The 18,311-nt window shown below is 67.5% G+C and carries 9 protein-coding genes, 1 other RNA gene and 1 pseudogene; 9 read left to right on the top strand and 2 right to left on the bottom strand.

Annotated features, from left to right (window positions below):
• The 6 genes and pseudogenes from ACTJJK_RS01175 to ACTJJK_RS01150 form a co-directional block, all read left to right on the top strand.
• Positions 1-4,758: pseudogene (locus ACTJJK_RS01175) on the top strand (hypothetical protein); the annotation flags it as partial.
• Positions 4,759-4,962: 204 nt separating this feature from the next.
• On the top strand, positions 4,963-5,403 hold the full coding sequence (locus ACTJJK_RS01170) for a transposase (RefSeq protein WP_223620139.1): 441 nt from the start codon (positions 4,963-4,965) through the stop codon (positions 5,401-5,403).
• Between the two features lie 311 nt (positions 5,404-5,714).
• The gene (locus tag ACTJJK_RS01165) at positions 5,715-6,071 is read left to right on the top strand and encodes a hypothetical protein (protein ID WP_440729251.1); all 357 of its coding nucleotides are present in this window, start codon (positions 5,715-5,717) and stop codon (positions 6,069-6,071) included.
• A 276-nt stretch (positions 6,072-6,347) separates the two neighbouring features.
• On the top strand, positions 6,348-9,272 hold the full coding sequence (locus ACTJJK_RS01160) for a winged helix-turn-helix domain-containing protein (RefSeq protein ID WP_440729250.1): 2,925 nt from the start codon (positions 6,348-6,350) through the stop codon (positions 9,270-9,272).
• 85 nt (positions 9,273-9,357) lie between these two features.
• Positions 9,358-12,315: a winged helix-turn-helix domain-containing protein gene (locus ACTJJK_RS01155; RefSeq protein ID WP_440729249.1), complete on the top strand. Its 2,958-nt coding sequence runs from the start codon at positions 9,358-9,360 to the stop codon at positions 12,313-12,315.
• 149 nt (positions 12,316-12,464) lie between these two features.
• Entirely contained in the window at positions 12,465-13,961 is a 1,497-nt protein-coding gene (locus tag ACTJJK_RS01150) for a hypothetical protein (RefSeq protein ID WP_440729248.1), read from the top strand.
• A 164-nt stretch (positions 13,962-14,125) separates the two neighbouring features.
• Here the strand turns inward: ACTJJK_RS01150 and ssrA are convergent.
• Both ssrA and ACTJJK_RS01140 read right to left on the bottom strand, forming a co-directional pair.
• Positions 14,126-14,479, bottom strand: a transfer-messenger RNA (tmRNA) gene (ssrA, locus tag ACTJJK_RS01145).
• 200 nt (positions 14,480-14,679) lie between these two features.
• The gene (locus ACTJJK_RS01140) at positions 14,680-15,051 is read right to left on the bottom strand and encodes a helix-turn-helix domain-containing protein (protein ID WP_031373591.1); all 372 of its coding nucleotides are present in this window, start codon (positions 15,049-15,051) and stop codon (positions 14,680-14,682) included.
• 187 nt (positions 15,052-15,238) lie between these two features.
• Between ACTJJK_RS01140 and ACTJJK_RS01135 the strand changes: the two genes are divergently transcribed.
• Genes ACTJJK_RS01135 through ACTJJK_RS01125 form a run of 3 tightly spaced genes read left to right on the top strand, consistent with a single transcriptional unit; the run spans position 15,239 to position 18,223 of the window.
• Positions 15,239-15,550, top strand: coding sequence for a hypothetical protein (locus ACTJJK_RS01135; RefSeq protein WP_440729247.1), 312 nt, complete (start codon positions 15,239-15,241; stop codon positions 15,548-15,550).
• A complete protein-coding gene (locus ACTJJK_RS01130) occupies positions 15,550-15,942 on the top strand; it encodes a hypothetical protein (RefSeq protein ID WP_440729246.1) in 393 nt (130 codons plus the stop codon). Before ACTJJK_RS01135 ends, ACTJJK_RS01130 begins: the two co-directional genes overlap by 1 nt.
• A 55-nt stretch (positions 15,943-15,997) precedes the next feature.
• A complete protein-coding gene (locus ACTJJK_RS01125) occupies positions 15,998-18,223 on the top strand; it encodes a CHASE domain-containing protein (RefSeq protein WP_440729245.1) in 2,226 nt (741 codons plus the stop codon).
• Positions 18,224-18,311 lie beyond the last annotated feature (88 nt).

The following is an 18,311-nucleotide window of genomic DNA, read 5'->3' as shown; positions in this document are numbered from 1 at the left end:
GACCTGGCCGACGACATCACCGTCAACAGCGTCACCGCGGGTGCCACCACGCTCAACAACACCGGCCTGACCATCGCCGGCGGTCCGAGCGTGACCGCGGCTGGTATCAATGCCGGTAATCAGGTGATCACCAATGTCGCCGCAGGCGTTGCCGGCACCGACGGCGTCAACAAGAGTCAGCTGGATGCGGTCGGCGCGACCGCGAACGCGGGCTTCAATGTGAGTGCGCAGGGCGCCAACAGCACTAACGTGGCCCCGGGCGAGACCGTCGACTTCAACAACAGCGACGGCAACATCGTGGTCAGCAAGACCGGCGCCGACGATAACGTCGCCTTCGACCTGGCCGACGACATCACCGTCAACAGCGTCACCGCGGGTGCCACCACGCTCAACAACACCGGCCTGACCATCGCCGGTGGTCCGAGCGTGACCTCGGCCGGCATCAACGCCGGTAATCAGGTGATCACCAATGTCGCCGCAGGCGTTGCCGGCACCGACGGCGTCAACAAGAGCCAGCTCGATGCAGTTGGCGCGACCGCGAATGCGGGCTTCAACGTCTCCGCACAGGGCGCCAACAGCACCAACGTGGCTCCGGGCCAGACTGTCGACCTACGCAACAGCGACGGTAACATCGTCGTCAGCAAGACCGGTGCCGACGACAACGTCGCCTTCGACCTAGCCGACGACATCACCGTCAACAGCGTCACCGCCGGTGCGAGCACGCTCAACAGCACGGGCCTGACCATCACTGGTGGCCCGAGCGTGACCTCGGCCGGCATCAACGCCGGCAACCAGGTCATCACCAATGTTGCCGCGGGCGTTGCCGGCACCGACGGCGTCAACAAGAGCCAGCTGGATGCGGTGGCTGGCGGCGCCACGACGCAGGGTATGAACTTCACCGGCAACGACGCCACCGCCGGCGATGTCCATCGCGACCTGGGCCAGACCCTGTCGATCCGCGGCGATGCGACCGCTGCCGGCACCTACAGCGGCGGCAACATCAAGACGGTGACCGACCCGACCACCGGCGCGATCAACGTGCAGTTGGCCGATTCGCCGAAGTTCGGCAACGTCGTGATCAACGACGGCGGCAGCGGCCGCATCAGCGGCGTTACCGCCGGCACGGCCGCGACCGATGCGGTCAACAAGAGCCAGCTGGATGCGGTCGGCGCGACCGCGAACGCGGGCTTCAATGTCTCCGCGCAGGGCGCCAACAGCACCAACGTGGCCCCGGGCGAGACCGTCGACCTACGCAACAGCGACGGCAACATCGTCGTCAGCAAGACCGGCGCCGACGACAACGTCGCCTTCGACCTGGCCGACGACATCACCGTCAACAGCGTCACGGCCGGTGCCACCACGCTCAACAACACCGGCCTGACCATCGCCGGCGGCCCGAGCGTGACCTCGGCCGGCATCAACGCCGGTAATCAGGTGATCACCAATGTCGCCGCAGGTGTTGCCGGCACCGACGGCGTCAACAAGAGCCAGCTCGATGCGGTGGCCGGCGGCTCCACGACGCTGGGCATGAACTTCACCGGCAACGACGCGACCGCCGGCGATGTGCATCGCGACCTGGGCCAGACCCTGTCGATCCGCGGCGACGCGACCGCTGCCGGTAGCTACAGCGGCGGCAACATCCGAACGGTGACCGACCCGACCACCGGCGCGATCAACGTGCAGTTGGCAGATTCGCCCAAGTTCGGCAACGTCATCGTCAACGACGGCGGTACCGGCAAGATCAGCGGCGTCACCGCGGCCGATCTGAGCGCGGCGAGCACCGAGGCGGTCAACGGTTCGCAACTGTTCCAGACCAACCAGGACGCCGTGGCGCTGGGCAATCGCGTGACCACGAACGAGGGCAACATCGCCGCGCTCAACAATGTGGTCGGCCCGACCGACCAGGCCTACCAGGACGCCAACGGCCACGGTGTGCGTTATGTGCGCACCAACGACACCGGCCTTCCCGAGTCGGATGCCTTCGCGACCGGCGCCAACTCCACCGCGGTCGGCTACAACGCCCGGGCATCGGCCGAGGAAACCCTCGCGATCGGCGAAAACGCAGCGGCCAGCGCGCTCAGTGCCCTGGCGCTCGGCTCGGGCTCGGAGGCGACGAACGATTATGCGATTGCCATCGGCGATGAAGCTACGGCCAGCGGCAGATTCTCGTTGGCTGTGGGCGATACCGCCAATGCGAGCGCAGAGTCGGCGATGGCGGTGGGCCTGGCGGCGGTTGCGAGTGGCACCGGCGCCACTGCGCTGGGTGCTCTAAGCAGTGCTGCAGGAGTCGGGGCAGCGGCCCTTGGCAATAGAGCAAATGCGAGCGCATTGGGCACGACGGCGATCGGTTTGGATAGCCGGGCCAGTAACGCGGGCAGCGTGGCGCTGGGCTGGAATTCGATCGCCGACGGCGCCACGCTGGGCGAGCTGGCTTACGTGCCGGATGGCTCAACGTACACGGTCGCCGCTACCTCCGCGCTTAGCGAGGTGTCGATCGGCAGCGCGGGCAACGAACGCCGCCTGTCCAACGTCGCAGCGGGCGCGGTCGATACCGATGCGGCCAACATCAGCCAGCTCAAGGCGGTGGACAGCAAGATCACCTCGTTGGGCCAGGACTCGCTGCTGTGGGACCCGACCGCGAACGGCGGTGCCGGTGCGTATAACGCCAACCATCTCGGCACCGGCCCGAACAAGATCGTCAACGTGGCGCCGGCCGATCTGAGCGCGGCGAGCACCGATGCGGTCAACGGCTCGCAACTGTTCCAGACCAACCAGGACGTGGCCGCGCTCGACAGCCGCGTGACCACCAACGAAGGCGACATCGCCAACCTCGACAACCGCGTCACCACCAACGAAGGCGACATCACCAACATCAAGAACCAGATGGGCCCGACCGATCCGGCCTACCTGCAGCAGAACGGCCGCGGTACGCGTTATGCGCGCACCAACGACACCGGCCTGGCCGAGGACGATGCGCACGCCCAGGGCGTGGGTTCGACCGCGGTGGGTTACAACGCCACCAGCTCGGCTGCCGATGCGGTCGCGATCGGTCGCAACAGCCAGGCCAGCCATGCCGGCAGCGTCGCGCTGGGTGCGGGTTCGGTCGCCAACGGCAGCACGCTCGGCAATGCGGCTTACCTGGTCGGCGGCACCGCGACCGGCGAGGTCAACGTCGGCAACCGCCGCGTCACCGGCGTCGCCGCGGGTTCGGAAGACACCGATGCGGCCAACGTCGGCCAGCTCAAGGCGGTGGCGACCAGCGCCACCCAGGCCGAGCAGCGTTCGGTGAAGTACGACTGGAACGACCTCGATGCGGACGGCCAGATCGATCCGGGCGAAGTCGACTACAGCAAGGCGACCTTGGCTGGCCCGGTGAGCACCGATGGCGGTGCGACCGGCGGCAGCAAGATCACCAACCTGGCCCAGGGCGAGGTGTCGGCCACTTCGACCGATGCGGTCAACGGTGCCCAGCTCTACAACGTCGCCGGCCCGAACGATGCGACCTACATCAGTCAGAACGGCCGCGGTACGCGTTATGCGCGCACCAACGACACCGGCCTGGCCGAGGCGGATGCGCATGCACAGGCGGTGGGTTCGAGTGCGGTGGGCTACAACGCCACCGCCTCGGCCGGGAACGCCGTGGCGGTGGGTCGCGATTCGGTCGCCGGCCATGCCAACTCGGTCGCGCTCGGTGCCGGTTCGTCGACCACGGCCGGCGCGCAGAGCGGCTACAACGCGGCCTATATCGGCAGCAGCAACTCGACCGGCCAGGTCCAGGTCGGCGGCCGCACCATCGGCGGCGTGGCCGCGGGCTCGGCGGCGGACGACGCGGTCAATGTCGCCCAGCTGCAAGCCGGCGTTACCAATGCGGTGACCCAGGCTAATGCCTACACCGACACGCGCGTCGACCAGATCGCCGGCAACGTCGCTCAGTACGACAACCGCATCAGCACCGTCGAAGGCGACGTCAACAACGTCAAGAACGGCTCGGCGGGTCTGTTCCAGGTGAGCCAGGACAACACCGCGGCGCCGACGGTCAGCGGCGCCAATGCCTCGGCCGGCGGTGCCGGGGCGGTGGCTTCGGGCAGCGGCAGCACGGCGCTCGGCAACGGCGCGATCGCCTCGGCGAACAATGCCGTGGCCCTGGGCGCCGGTTCGGTGGCGAACCAGGAGGGCACCGTGTCGGTCGGTTCGGCCGGCAACGAACGCCGGGTGAGCAATGTCGCGGCCGGCACGGCCGACACCGATGCGGTCAACGTCTCGCAGTTGAAGGGCTTCACCACCGGCGGCTTGCAGTACGACAAGAACGCCGACGGCAGCAACAACACCAACAGCGTGACCTTCAACCCGAACGGCAGCGGCGAGACCACCCTGCGCAACGTCGCGGCCGGCAAGGCCCCGACCGATGCGGTCAACGTCAGCCAGTTGGGTCAAGCGGTGACCACGGCCAACAGCTACACCGACAGCCAGGTCGCCACGGTCCGCAACGACGTGTGGAAGCTCGGCGGCGACGTCCGCCGCCTGGAACGCGACATGCATGCAGGCATCGCCACGGCGATCGCGATCAAGCCGGCGCCCTATGTGGCCGGTCGCACGACGTACTACGCGGGCTTCGGCGCCTACAAGAGCGAAGCGGCGTTCGGCGTCAGCCTGCGGCATACCGCCGACAACGGGCGCTGGAGCCTGGAAGGCGGTGCGTCGACCAACAGCGACGGCATCGGCGCGTACATCGGCGTGAGCGGTGTGCTGGGCGACTGAGTAAAGCGTAGTCCGGCCCGCCTTGCATGCAGTACGCAAGGCGGGCCGGTTTTTGCGGTAAGCCGGCCGGGCTGCATCGGCGCCGGGATTGCCTCAGGCGGCTTCGGCCGCCGCCGTGTCTCGTCCGACCTGCCTCGAACGCACCCGCAGCGAAGACGTTTGTCCCTCCCCGTTGTGCAAGCGATATTCATCGGAGTTCTTCGTATGACCTTATCCTTGGTCGAATCGCCGCAATTCAGGTTCACCGACGAGCAGTGGCGGATCGTCGCGTCGCATCTTCCGCGCCAGTACCAGGCGCGCATTCTCAACAACACCGGTGACTACCGCACTTTCATCGAGGCGGTGTTGTGGGTGGTCGCCAACAATGCGCCGTGGACCAGCGTGCCGCAGGGCTTCGGTTCGTGGCGGGCGATCTACGTGCGCTTCCTGCGCTGGTCCGAGAACGAACACTGGATCGCGGTGGAACGCGCCATCGGCATGGACAGCGAACTGGCTAAGGGACTGCGCGAACGCGTCGAGCGTTACCACGCGAGCAACCGCTGGCGCCGCAAGCGCGGCGAAGCGCTGTCGCCCAAGCCCGTTGCGGTGGAGAGCGACCTGGAAGGCGAAATGGCCAGGCGCTGGGGTGTGTTGAAAGTGGGCTGAGTCGCGCCCGTAAGTTTAAGGAAGCCAGGCTTCCATCTCGACACGCCGCACCCCCTGCGGCGTTTACAGCGGTACCACGGCCGGCTCCCCCTCCGGCCCGCGGGCCGCTTTGCGGCCGCATCGGCTGCTTTTGCGTCGGGCCGGGCCCTCCCTCCGTGTTTCGGACGGTTCGACGCGCTTTTTCCCTGCCTGCCGCGACCCTGCTTCGCCCGGCTCTCGACCGCTGCGCACGGTTTCCATGCAATCGGTTGGACGGTCCGCTGCGGGGACGGGCACTCGAATCGATCTACATTCCAACCGGAAAGCCATTCATGAAGAACGCCACCGTTTTCAACCGTTTCTGCCTGGCCCTGGCGGTCATCGTGCTGTGCATGAGCGACGGCCATGCCACGCGCGCCGACGGCAGCAAGTTCGTCGACTGTGGTTCGACCTCGAACGGCCTTTCGGTGCGGGCGGCATCGGTGCAGCCCAGGCAGTTCGCGTGCCCGCGGGCGACCCTGGTCGGCGAGAGATACCTGCGTGCGGTACGCAAGAAGGCCCTTGCGAGCGTCCGGATCAGCGTGAGGGGGGCGACATGGATTTGCCGGGAGCGCCTGTACGACACTAATCCCGTACTGGAATGCATCCTGCAGCGAGAGCCGCGCGAGATCGTCACGCTGGTGTCCTGAGCCCTTACCGCAGCCATCGTTCCGTCATCCCGACATGCCGAGGCCTGTCCGCGACCCGTGCGAAACCGCATCGCGCGACCCTCGGCGTCACGCGCCAACAGGGCATGAGCGGGCTTGCCGAACGCCAGTAACGGCCGCATGATTATTCAGCATCTTCAGATCGTGGGCGACCCTCGGACGGCCGTCGGCGACGAATGCTCGACCTGCGTCGGTACCCGCATCCAACGTTCCTGACGATCTTGCGCCGCACGACGGCGACACCAAGGTAAGAACACGATGACGACGCCGTGGCCCGCGGATGCCTGGTATCTGCAACTGGCCGACCTGACCATCGATCTGCGTTTTCGCCGGTTGATTCATTCAGGCCAAAGCGTGGAACTGCCGCAGCGGGTTTTCGACCTGTGCTTGCTGTTGCTGAGCGAGCCCAACCGGCTGCATACGCGCACCGAACTGTTCGACCGGCTGTGGGCCGGCACCATCGTCGAAGACACCAACCTGTCGCAGAACGTGTGGCTGCTGCGCAAAGCCCTGGGCGAGGAACGCAAGGGCTGGATCCGCACGGTGGCCAAGAGCGGCTACGTGTTCGAGCCGCCGGCGCCGTTGCAGTGGTTCAAGCAGTTGCCGCCGGTTCCGCAGGCGGCTGGCGAAGCCATCGCTCCCGCGGATTCGCAAGCCTTCGCCGAGACTGGCGAGTACCTGGCGTTCGCCGAGTCGCAGCAGGTCGTTCTTGAAGAGCCTTCTGCCTCGGCCGGTCCGATGGCGGTGTTCGATCCGGTGCCGCTGTCGACGGCCGTCGAACCCTGGCCGTTACCCCTGCCGGCTCCGCTACCGGCGGGCCTGCGCGGCGGCAGGCGCGTGTGGGCGTTCGCCGTCCTCGGCCTGATCGTGCTGGCCGGGGCGATGGTCTTGTTCGCCCAGCGCTGGAACGGGTTCGGTGCGAGCGAGCCGAAGCTCGCCGTGGCGCTGGTGACGATCGAGGATCTGCAGGTCACGTCGCGCTGGCCGGCCAAGTTGCTCGAAGAGTGGCTGAGCTGGAAGCTGGGCAGCCTGCCCGAGGTCAATCTGCTCAGCGAAAGCGATCTGGTCGCCGATCAAGATTCGGCGACGGTGCAAGTGGTGTTCCTGTCGTCGGTGCGCGTGCCCAACGACCCCGAGAAAATCGCGCTGTACGTGCGTTTCCAGGAGGACGGCAAGGAACAGCGTCTGGAAGTGAAGGGCGATCCCTCCGAGATGCCGGCCCTGGTCGATTCGGTGTCGCGCCAGCTCGTGGCCCGCTTGCTTCCCGCTCGTGAGGCGCGATGGCCCGCACTGGAACTCAGCGCGGCCGCGGCCCAGCGTTATGAGCAGGCGGCGTTGGCGCTCGATCGCCGCGACTGGATGTCGGCGGTTTCGATAGGCAGCGAGGTCGTCGAATCGGCGCCGCGCTTCGGCTTGATGCGGCTGCAGTTGGCGCAGGCGCACGCACGGCTCTCACAAGGCGCCGCGGCGACGGCGCAGATGGAGGTCGCGGTGAAGCTGCTCGCGACCGCGCCGCCCGAGGCGGCCGACTTGCTGGAAGCGCAGCGATTGGCGCTCGATCCGCGCCGCGGGCAGGACGCACTCAAGGCGTTCTCGACCCTGGCCGACCGGCATCCCGACAAGGCCGCCTATCGATTGCAATACGCGCGCTTGCTGGTCAACGCCGGCGAGCCGCGAGGGGCCTTGGCGCGGCTGGCCGATGCCGGCGGCCAGGACGTCATCGGCGTACGCATCGCCAAGCATCTGTTGCGGGCGGACGCGTACCAGGCACTCGGCGATCCGGCGCGGATGCGTACGCAGGCGGCCGCCGCCGAGCGCCTTGCGCGCGACGCCGGTGCCGGCTGGACCTTGGAACGCGCCGACGCCTTGCTGCTGGCGGCTCGCGCCGACAGCCTGCAGTTTCCCGAACGTCCGGTGCCTGCCGCCTACGAACAGGCGGCGACGCTGTACGAGCAAGGCGGCAATTCGACCGGCGCGCTGCACGCCAGGGTATTGGCGCGCATGGCCGGCCCCCTGACCGGGGAAGCGGACGCGGCCTTGGATGCGCTGCTGGCACGGGCCAATGCCGGCGGCTACCACCGTCTCGAAGTGGACGTGCTGGTCGCCAGCGCCGACCAGTACATGAAGGCCGGCGATGCCGACACGTATCGCGCGCGGCTGTTGCAGGCGGCGGCGGTCGCGGACGCTTCCGGCGATCTGCTGTCGATGGCTCAGCTGGATTTCAGATTGCTGCGAAACGACATGCTGACGCTGCGGTTCGACAGCGCGGCGGTTCGCATCGAACGCCTGCGCGCCATGAAGGTTCAGGGCAACCTGGGGACTGCTTCGGAACAGTTCGCCGCGAGCTTGCTGCTTCTGCGCGGGCACTATGTCGAAGGTCTGGAGGTCATCAATCAAGCCGAGCGCTTGTTGCCGGCCGTACCTGCGGGCCATGCCGAGTCGGAAGCCCATGCGCAATTGGCATGCACGCGCGTGGTGCCCTTGGTGGCGCTGGGGCGGGTGCCTGAAGCGCGTCGCAATCAAGATCGCTGTTCGCAGAGCGATGCGGTGGTCTCGCGCTCGCGGGGCTTGCTCAGCAAGACCTATATCGAACTGTTGCTGGGCGACCGCATTCAGGCCGCGACCTCGCTGGACCAGGCCGAACAATCCTTACCGAACAAACCGCCCGAGCGCTGGATTCAACTGCTGGAACTGGCCAGGCAGGCGACCCTGCTCGGGCAGCCGGAGAAATCCGAGCGTATCCATGCGCAGTTGCTGCCGCAGTTGCAGCCGACCGGTTACACCGCTTATGTCGCCCAAACCATGACCGGGCAGGCCGAAAGTGCCGCGGCCATGGGCGACTGGGCGCGCAGCCGCGCCCTTGCGGCCGAGGTTCGCCGGACGATTCCCGCGGATGTGTGGTTCCTGATCAAACGCTTGGAACTGCTCGCCATTGCCGATGCGCTAGAGCACGGCGACCGGCCGACGGCCATCGCCAAGGCGAGCGCGTTGCACGCGCGCGTGCATCGGCTCGGCGATGCGGTCCTGGAGATGCAAGTGCACAGCATGTTCGAACCGGGCGTTCTCGATGACGATTGCAACGCGGCCGAGCGCGAGGCCTTGGTCGCCCGCACCGGCATGCGCGGCAGCAACGTCGATTGGCTGAACCTCTCGCGACCTGTCGGCCGAGGGACTTCGCGGTAGCGAGTCTGTGCCTGCATCCAAACTTCCCGACGATGGATCCTGGCAACCTAGTGCCGCATGACCGCGACCCCAAGGTGAGAACACGATGAGCACGCCGTGGCCCGCGGATGCCTGGTATCTGCAACTGGCCGACCTGACCATCGATCTGCGCTTTCGCCGCCTGGTGCATTCCGGGCAAAGCGTGGAACTGCCGCAGCGGGTCTTCGATCTGTGGCTGTTGCTGCTGAGCGAACCCAACCGGCTGCATACCCGCACCGAGTTGTTCGACCGCTTGTGGGCCGGCACGATCGTCGAAGACACCAACCTGTCGCAGAACGTCTGGCTGCTGCGCAAGGCCCTGGGCGAGGAGCGCAAGAGTTGGATCCGCACCGTGGCCAAGAGCGGCTACGTGTTCGAGCCGCCGGGGCCCTTGCAATGGTTCAAGCAGCTGCCGCCGGCTGCGCAGGCGGATGGCGCACCCAGTGCGCCCGGGGATTCGAAAGCGTTCGCCGGAGCCGCCGAGCACGCTGCATTTGCCGAGTCGCGGCAGGTGGCGCTTGCCGAGCCTTCCGCCGCGAAGGGTTCGGTGGCGGGGCAGGTGTTCGATGCCGTGTCGCTGTCGACCGCCGTCGACTCCGGGCCGCTGCCTATACCGGCTGCGGTTCCGGTTGCGGTTCCGGCGGCGGTGCGGGGCCGGCGAGGCGGCAAGCGGGTGTGGGCGTTGGCGGTGCTCGGCCTGCTCGCGGTCGCAGCGGCGATGCTCTTGTTCGCCCAGCGTTGGAGCGGGTTCGGGGCGAGCGAGCCGAAACTGGCGGTGGCGCTGGTGACGATCGAGGACCAACAGACCGCCTCGCGATGGCCGGCCAAGCTGCTCGAAGAGTGGTTGAGCTGGAAGCTGGGCAGCCTGCCCGAGGTCGATCTGCTCAGCGAAAGCGATCTGGCCGCCGGGCAAGGGCCGTCGGTCGCCAAGGTCGTATTTTTATCGTCGGTGCAATCGCCCGGCGATCCGAAGCGAATGACGCTGTACGTGCGTTTCCACGAGGAAGGCGGGAAGGAGGAGCGTCTCGAGTTCAAAGGCGATCCTTCCGACATGCCGGCCCTGGTCGATTCTGCGTCCCGCCAGGTCCTGGCCCGTTTGCTGCCTGCTCGCGAAGCGCCGTGGCCGGCGTTGGAGTTGAGCGCGAAAGCCGCCCGGCGTTACGAGCAGGCAGCGTTGGCGCTCGATCGCCGCGATTGGATGTCCGCGGTCTCGATCGGCAACGAAGTGGTCGAGGCGGCGCCGCGCTTCGGCCTGATGCGCCTGCAACTGGCGCAAGCGCAGGCGCGGCTCTCGCAAAGCGCCGCGTCCGCGGCGCAGATGGAGCTCGCGGTCGAACTGCTGCATGCCGCACCGGCCGAGGTGGGTGCGTTGCTGCATGCGCAAGCCCTCGGGCTCGATCCCCGCCGCAGCCAGGACGCACTGAAGGCGTTCGCCACCCTGGCCGACCGCCATCCCGACAAAGTCGCGTATCGATTGGAATATGCCCGCCTGTCGATCGAGGCCGGCAAGCCGCAGGAGGCCCTGGCGCGACTGGCCGACGGCGCCGGCGATCGGCATGCGATCGCGGTGAGAGTCGCCCAGCATCTGTTGCGCGCCGAGGCCTACGGCAAACTCGGCGATCCCGCCCGGATACGTGCGCAGGCGAGCGCCGCCGAGCGCTTGGCCCGCCAGGCCGGTCCGGGATGGATTTTGGAAACAGCCGATGCCCTGTTGTTGAGGGCCCTGGCCGACAGCAATCAGTTCCCCGAGCGCCCGGTCCCGGCTGCCTACGAACAGTCGGCCCAGCTCTACGAACAGGGTGGAAACTCGACCGGCGCATTGCGCGCGCGGGTATTGGCGCGCATCGCCGGGCCGTTGACGGGCGATGCGGATCCGGCCCTGGACGTATTGCTGGCGCGCGCCAACGCAGGCGGCTATCACCGCCTGGAGGTCGACGTCCTGGTCGCCAGCGCGGATCAATACCTGAAGGCGGGCGATGCCGACAGCTATCGCGCGCGGTTGATGCAGGCGGCGGCCATCGCCAACGCGTCCGGAGACTGGGTCTCGATGGCACTGCTGGACGTGCGCTTGTTGTACGACGACCTGTTGACGCTCAGGCTCGACAGCGCCGCCGTTCGCAGCGCACGTCTGCGCGAACTGCAACTGCAGGGCAAGTTGCGCCTGCTGTCGAACCAACTCGCCGGGGGACTGGCCTTGATGCGCGGGCACGCGGCGGAGGCTTTGGAAATCTCGCGCGAGACCGAGCGTCTGTTGCCGGCCTTGTCTACGGGGCAGGAGGGATCGGAGGCGCATGCGCAGTTGGGCTGCGCACGCGCGGATTATTGGCTCGCCCTGGGCAGGTTGGCCGAAGTGCGCAAGGAGCTCGACCGTTGCGCGCAAGGCGACCGGCAAACCCTGCGCAGCCTGGTCTTGCTGGGCCGGAGCCAAGTGGCGTTGCTGGGGGGCGATTCCGTCCAGGCCACCGGTTTGCTGGAGCAGGCCGAAGCATCCATGCCGACTGCCGCGCCGGACAGTTGGAACCAAGGCTTGGAGGTCGCCCGGTTGGCGACTGTGTTGGGCCAGACGGAGAAATCAGAACGCATCTATTCGCAGTTGCTGCCGCCGCTGCAGCGCAGCGGCTACACCTTGTTCGTCGCCCAGGCCATTACCGGGCTGGCGGAGAACGCGGCGGCCCGAGGCGATTGGGTGCGCAGCCGGATCCACGCCGCCAACGTGCGCAAGCTGATTCCCGCCGATGCCTGGTTCCTGAGCGCTCGATTGGATCTGCTGGCCGTTGCCGATGCGCGCCAGCGTGGCGACCGGGCCACGGCGGTCGCGATGGCGGGTAAGTTGCACCAGCGCGCCAGGCAACTGGGCGACGTCATCGTCGAGATGCAAGTGCACCGGATCTTGGAGCCGGGTGCTTTCCACAACGATTGCGACGCGGCCGAGCGCGAGGCCTTGGTCGCCCGCACCGGTATGCGCGGCATCGATGTCGACTGGCTCGTGCCTGCGGGCGAGGCCGCTCGAAGCGCCTCGCCCTGAGCTTTCCACACGACACGACGGGGAGTGGTCGCCGCAGCCGCAGCCGTAGCGCGGCAGGTGCCGGCCCGCGGTACCTGCGCGTGATCGCGCCCGCGATCGACATCGGCGACCTTTAAGTCCGCCAGTACTAAGCGGGTAGGGCGATACCTGTGCCAGTCGTCACTCACGCGTACGCCCGGGAAGGGGGCGGCAACCAGCCGCTGGGCGACGGCGTTGCCGGCGTCCGGGCCGTCGCTTGCGCCGGGTCGTTCGAGAAGCGTGAACGCCCGATGCATGGATTCGCTTCCGGCGTTCGAGCGAACGCTTTTTTTATTCTCTCCGGGGCGGTGTTCTCTGTATCGTTCGGCTCGCGGTCGAGCTTCGTGATGCAGCGCTCAAAACGCTGCGAAGTATCCGGGTCGATCGCGCCGCAAGCCTTCCCGCCCAGACAACGGACGCGGCGGCTGTGGCGCACGACGATCGTGTCGAGATCGAAAGCGACGAGACGCCACCGCTCTTCGCCGAGCTGTCTGTACCCCCATGAATTCTTTATTGCCGGCTGCCGGGCAGCTCGGGCAATCCTTTCGGCTGCGCGTTGTTCGGCCGTAACGGCCGCCGCGATGGCATCAGATCGAGGTTGGATGAGCACGACCGATTTCACCCAGGAACGCAGCGTCCGTATCGCCGCATCGTCGATCGCGGTGGCGACGACCTTGTCGATCGGCGCGCTGCTGTTCCGCCCGGTCGCATTGCCGTCGACGGCGTCGGCGATGGACGTGGTGTTGATCGATCGCATCGTGCGTATCGATCCCGTGCCGGCCGCCTCAGCGCCGGTCGCCCGCCCTCCGGACACGGCTCCGTCGACCGGCAAGCCCCCAAACCCGCGGACCGAGCCGGCGCGCGCTCCGGAAGATATGACGCGGTCTGCGCCGCCGTCGGCCGCCGTCGTAGTGCCACCGCCTGAGTCGAACCCGGCTGTCGCGGCCGCACCGCCGAACCGCTGGCTGCTGCCGGACCGTTTCAGCATGCGCCCTCGCAATGCGCCGGCCGACCCGGCGCTGGCCCCGAAACCGCGCGCACCTGGAGACCCCAGCGAACGCAGTCAGTACTACGCCAAGAAGCTGCTGGAGCGCCGTAATCCGCTGGGGGATCAGCCCCCGCCGCTGCACGACTGGTTCGGCGATGCGGGCAAAAAGGCCGCACGCGAAGACGGCCAAGTTTCGGTCAATCGTGTCGCCGAAGCGATCTTCGGCAAGGACATCCAGTCGGCGAAGGCGCGCCCGCCGCCGTCGGTGCGGTTCCGTCCGGAATTGCACGAACGACCTTCCGACCTCGGCAGCGAAGCGACCGGCGATGCCTACAAAGCAGCGGCCGTCGCGTACGAAGCGGTGCCCGGACTCGAAGGCGAAGCCAGCCGGCGTATCCGCGAAGCCATCGAACTGTTGCTCAAGCTGCCCACGGGTTGCGAACGGCAAACCGTGGAAGGCTGGTTGGCGCCCGCGCGCAAGCACCTGGCCGAGTTGGAGCGCGCCGAATACGCCTACGGCCACGGCGCCGACCCGATGCGCCGCGAGCACATGCTGCCGCGCGCCGCCGACACGGCCTACGACCAGGCCCGGCGCGCCATCGCTTATGCCGAAGGGCGGTTGGCGGGGTGCGGGAAGTGAGTAGCTAGAAACGAGTAGTGAGGAGTGAGGTGCGATTCACTCGTTGGCTTGGCGGCATGTGTGGCCATGCCTGCGCGAGCGCTTGCGGTGTTCGCGGCCATAGATACAAAAAAAGCCGGAAACCCTGAGGTTTCCAGCTTCATTTGTGATCCGTAGATCGGTATTGGTGGAGGTGGGCGGAATCGAACCGCCGTCCGAAGGCACTCCATCCCCGGCACTACATGCTTAGCGCTCCGTTAGATCTCGCCCCCGAACAGCACGGCGCGCAAAGCGCATCCAGGAGCCAGCCTGTTTTGAGTTGACCGGGTGCTGACAGGCAACCACTCCCGGCGATTCCGTGATAATGACCCTACATTGCGAGCACGGACACAAGCAATTTCGGGGCTTACGCCTTAAGCGGCGAGAGCGTAGTTGTCGTCGTTGGCAACTAAAAGTTTGCAGCTGGATTTACGAGGAAAGCTACCCCCTCGGCATGCGCCAAGTGATTTCGCGACCCCCGTCGAAGCCAGTGCACCCCCGGGGACAGCAACCATCGCTGACGTGTTCAGTATAGGGGCTGGCGCCGGGTTCTCAAGCGTTACCGTGCGATGACGCACCGGCGATTCAGGCGCGGGGCTCGAATGCGGGCGCGCACCCGCCGAACGACAGGCAGGCGCCGGCCATCGCGATGCGATCGAGTGTGGAGGCGCGAATGGCCGCGTGCGCAGCCTGGTCCGGCTCAGTTGCCGTCGAGCAGTTCGATCAGGGCGCGGCGTTTCTTGCGCGACAACTTGCGCATCAGGCCCATCAGGCGCAGTTCGTCGGGATCGCTGTATTTGGCGGCGTTTTCGCGCACCGACAACGATTTGCCTTCGATGGTGCCGCGCCCGGTCGCCAGCCATTCGAAGCTGACGTGCTGCTGCACGGCGATCTGCAGCATGCGTTCGAGCTCGGGCAGGGCCAGGCCGACCAGCCACTTGCGGGCGGTTTCGCGGCTGACGTCGTAGTAAGCGGATAGCGCGCCTGTGCGGGCCCGGCCTTTGGCGAATCCGGAAAAATCGAGGGCCTGGTGCAGCCGATTGGCGAATTCTTGGTGAGGCGCGTTGGTCATGAGGTCTCGCCGGAGCATCCTGCAGGGCTGAAACGTGGCGCCGCCCACCCTGGCTGTCGGCCGGGCGAGGATAGCGCAACTCATTGTTGCGTACGCTTCCCGAAATTGATCACTCTTTTTGGTCGTTGAAAAGAGCAATTTGCGGTGGTAAGTTGGCTGGGCATGGATGCCACTCAGAGGTCACGCTATGGAAGGCAGAGCTAAAAAGAAGACCCGGCGGAGTGCCGGCAACGCTGCGAACGCGGTGGCGGCGCCCCGTTCCAGGGGCGCGCGCAGGCTCGAGCGGGGCGGGTCGCCCAATCCCATCGAACGCTATATCGCCTGTTTCGCCACCGCCCGCGAGGCGGCGTCGGCGGCCGGGGTGTCGGCGGCCATGCTGCGGCGCATGCGGGTGCGCGGCTATGTCTCGACCCGGGCGCGGGCCTTGCTGATGGCGCAGGCCTGCGAGTTCCGGATCGAGGCGGTCGAGCTGATGGCCTTGCCGAAGGGGGACGGCTGATGGCCCGGCTGGGATCAGGGCTGGGGGCGGAGCTGGGTGCGGGGCAGGGCCTGGGCGCGCTGTTGCTGCAGCCGGCGGCGCTGGTCTTCGGGCTGTGCCTGTTGCTCGCAGCGGTGGGGCTGGCCGGGTGGTGGTGGCGACGGCGGCGGCGCCGGTCGCCGCACGAGCGCCTGGCCTGGCGCGCCGACCGCAACGGGCGCGCGCTGCTGCAACTGGCCGACGAGATCGAGGGTTTCCTGATCCGCCAGCACGAGGCCGGCGTCTCGATACGGCAGCAGCGGCACTGGCCGCAACTGTGTCGCCAGGTCGCGGCCGAGCACCTGGAGTGCATCAATTGCCTGTTGCTGGAAGGGGTCTGGCACGAGGAGGGCAAGCCGCCCGGCGACCGTTGATCGGCGGCCGGGGCCGTGATGCCGTCACCACAATCCGGCGGGTATGCTTGCGGCGATGACGACGACCGATCCGGCCGCCCACGCCAGCCCCCCGAACGACGGGGTCGATTCCGAACTTTCCGGCCTGATGCCGCGACGCGGTTATCTGCTCGCGCTCGCGGTGCTGATCGGCGCGCTGATCCTGGTGTTCACCGCGTGGCGGATCGCGCGCGACCGCGAGCTGCGCTCGGCGCAGGCGGAATTCATCAGCCAGACCGTGCAGGTCACCGAGCTGATCCAGCAACGCCTGGTCAATTACGAACTGGTCGCGCGCGGCGGCGTGTCGCTGTTCGCCTCGGTGCAACGGCCGACGGCGGCGCAGTGGAAGGCCTATGTCGAAGGCATGAACATGCAGCGCCGGTTTCCGGCGACGCTGGGCCTGGGCTTCAGCGGCTACGTGCCGCAGCGGTTGCTGGTGCAGCTGCAGAACGAATGGCGCGACGCCGGCTACGGCTTGCTGTCGATACGGCCGCAGGGCCGGCGCGACGTGTACGGGCCGATTTTGTACCTGGAGCCGAAGACGCCGGCGAACGTCGCCGCGATCGGTTACGACATGTACGCCGAACAGGTGCGTCACACCGCCCTGGAAGCGGCGCTGGACTCGGGCCAGGCCTGGCTGTCGGGCAAAATCCAGTTGATCCAGGACGGCGACAAGCAGAACACCGGCATGCTGCTGGCCTTGCCGGTCTACCTCGGCGGCGGGCGCCCGCAGACCCTGGAACTGCGTCGCGCGGAAATGCAGGGCTGGGTGTACGTGCCGTTCCGCATGGGGCGTTTCGTCGAGGTGGCGCTGGGCGACACCCATGCCGACATGCGTTTCCGCATCTTCGATGAAACCGGTGGGCGCGACGAGCTGTTGTACGCCAGCCCGAACCTGAAGACCGATACCACCGCGGCTTTCGTGCACCGCGCCGCATTCGACATCTATGGCCGCACCTGGCGCATCGAATACGAATCGCCGCCGGTGGAAGAAGCGGTGCCGCGCCTGGAAGGCCTGCGCAACATGTTCGCCCTGGGCCTGTTCTCGGCGCTGCTGCTGTACAGCATCGCCTTGATGCTGGCGCGCACCGAGTCGCGCGCGCGCCACATCGCGCTGCGCATGACCGAAGACTTCCGCCGCAGCGAAACCCGCTTCCGCAGCGCGATGCAGTACTCGGCGATCGGCAAGGCCTTGCTCGACAGCGAGGGGCGCATCGTCGATTCCAACCCGGCTCTGGCCACCATCGTCGGCCTGGGGCCGGCGCAGTTGCTGGGCCAGCGTTTCGACAGCCTGCTCGAAGACGAGGACGCCGACACGCCGAGCGGCGCCAGCCACACCGAAGAAGACGGCGTGCACCGGGCCACGCGCCGCCTGCGGCGCCAGCACGGTGTCGCGCGCCAAGTGCAGCTGACGTATTCGCCGGTGCCGGGCAACGTCGGCCAGGACATCAGCGGCCTGGTCCAGGTCGAGGACGTCACCGAGCGCATGCGCGCGGAAGCGCGCGTGCACGCGCTCAACCGCACCCTGGAGGCGCGCGTGGCCTTGCGCACGCGCGAGCTCAGCCAGGCCAACCAGGAGTTGGAAGCTTTCGCCTACAGCGTCTCGCACGACCTGCGCGCGCCCTTGCGCGCGATCGACGGTTTCAGCCGCATCCTCGGCGAGAAATACGCCGACCGTTTCGACGCCGCCGGCAACGACTACCTGGCGCGGGTGCGCAAGGCCGCCGCGCGCATGGGCGACCTGATCGACGCGCTGCTGAAGATGTCGCGCCTGGCGCGCAGCGAACTCAAGCACGAATCGGTCGACCTGAGCCGTATCGCCAACGAGTTGATCGAAGAGCTGCGCATGGGCGACGCGCAGCGCAAGGTCGAGGTGTCGATCGAACCCGGTATGCAGGTGATCGGCGATGCGTCCTTGCTGCGCAATCTGCTCGGCAACCTGCTCGGCAACGCCTGGAAATTCACCCGCGACCGCGACCCGGCGCGGATCGAGTTCGGCACCCAGGAGACGGCGAGCGGCGTGCGCGAGTTCTACCTGCGCGACAACGGCACCGGTTTTCCGCAGGCCTACGTCGACAAGCTGTTCCGGCCGTTCCAGCGCCTGCACAGCGTCGAGGATTTCGCCGGCCACGGCATCGGCCTGGCCTCGGTCAAGCGCATCGTCGAGCGCCACGGCGGCACGATCCGCGCCGAAGGCCGCGAAGGCGAGGGCGCGACTTTCTATTTCACCCTGCCGCACGATGGGGCCGGGCGAGGGGAGTGAGGCGGGGGCCGCGGAAGCGGTCCGTCAACGCCGGTCGATGCCTCGGTTTTCGTCGCGAGGTGCCGTTCGTCTGTCGCGGCTCGCGCCG

Source organism: Lysobacter sp. 22409, assembly GCF_052045105.1.
GTDB lineage: Bacteria > Pseudomonadota > Gammaproteobacteria > Xanthomonadales > Xanthomonadaceae > Lysobacter > Lysobacter antibioticus_B.
The sequence above is the reverse complement of the archived record's forward strand: the minus strand, read 5'-3'. Positions and strand labels throughout refer to the sequence as shown.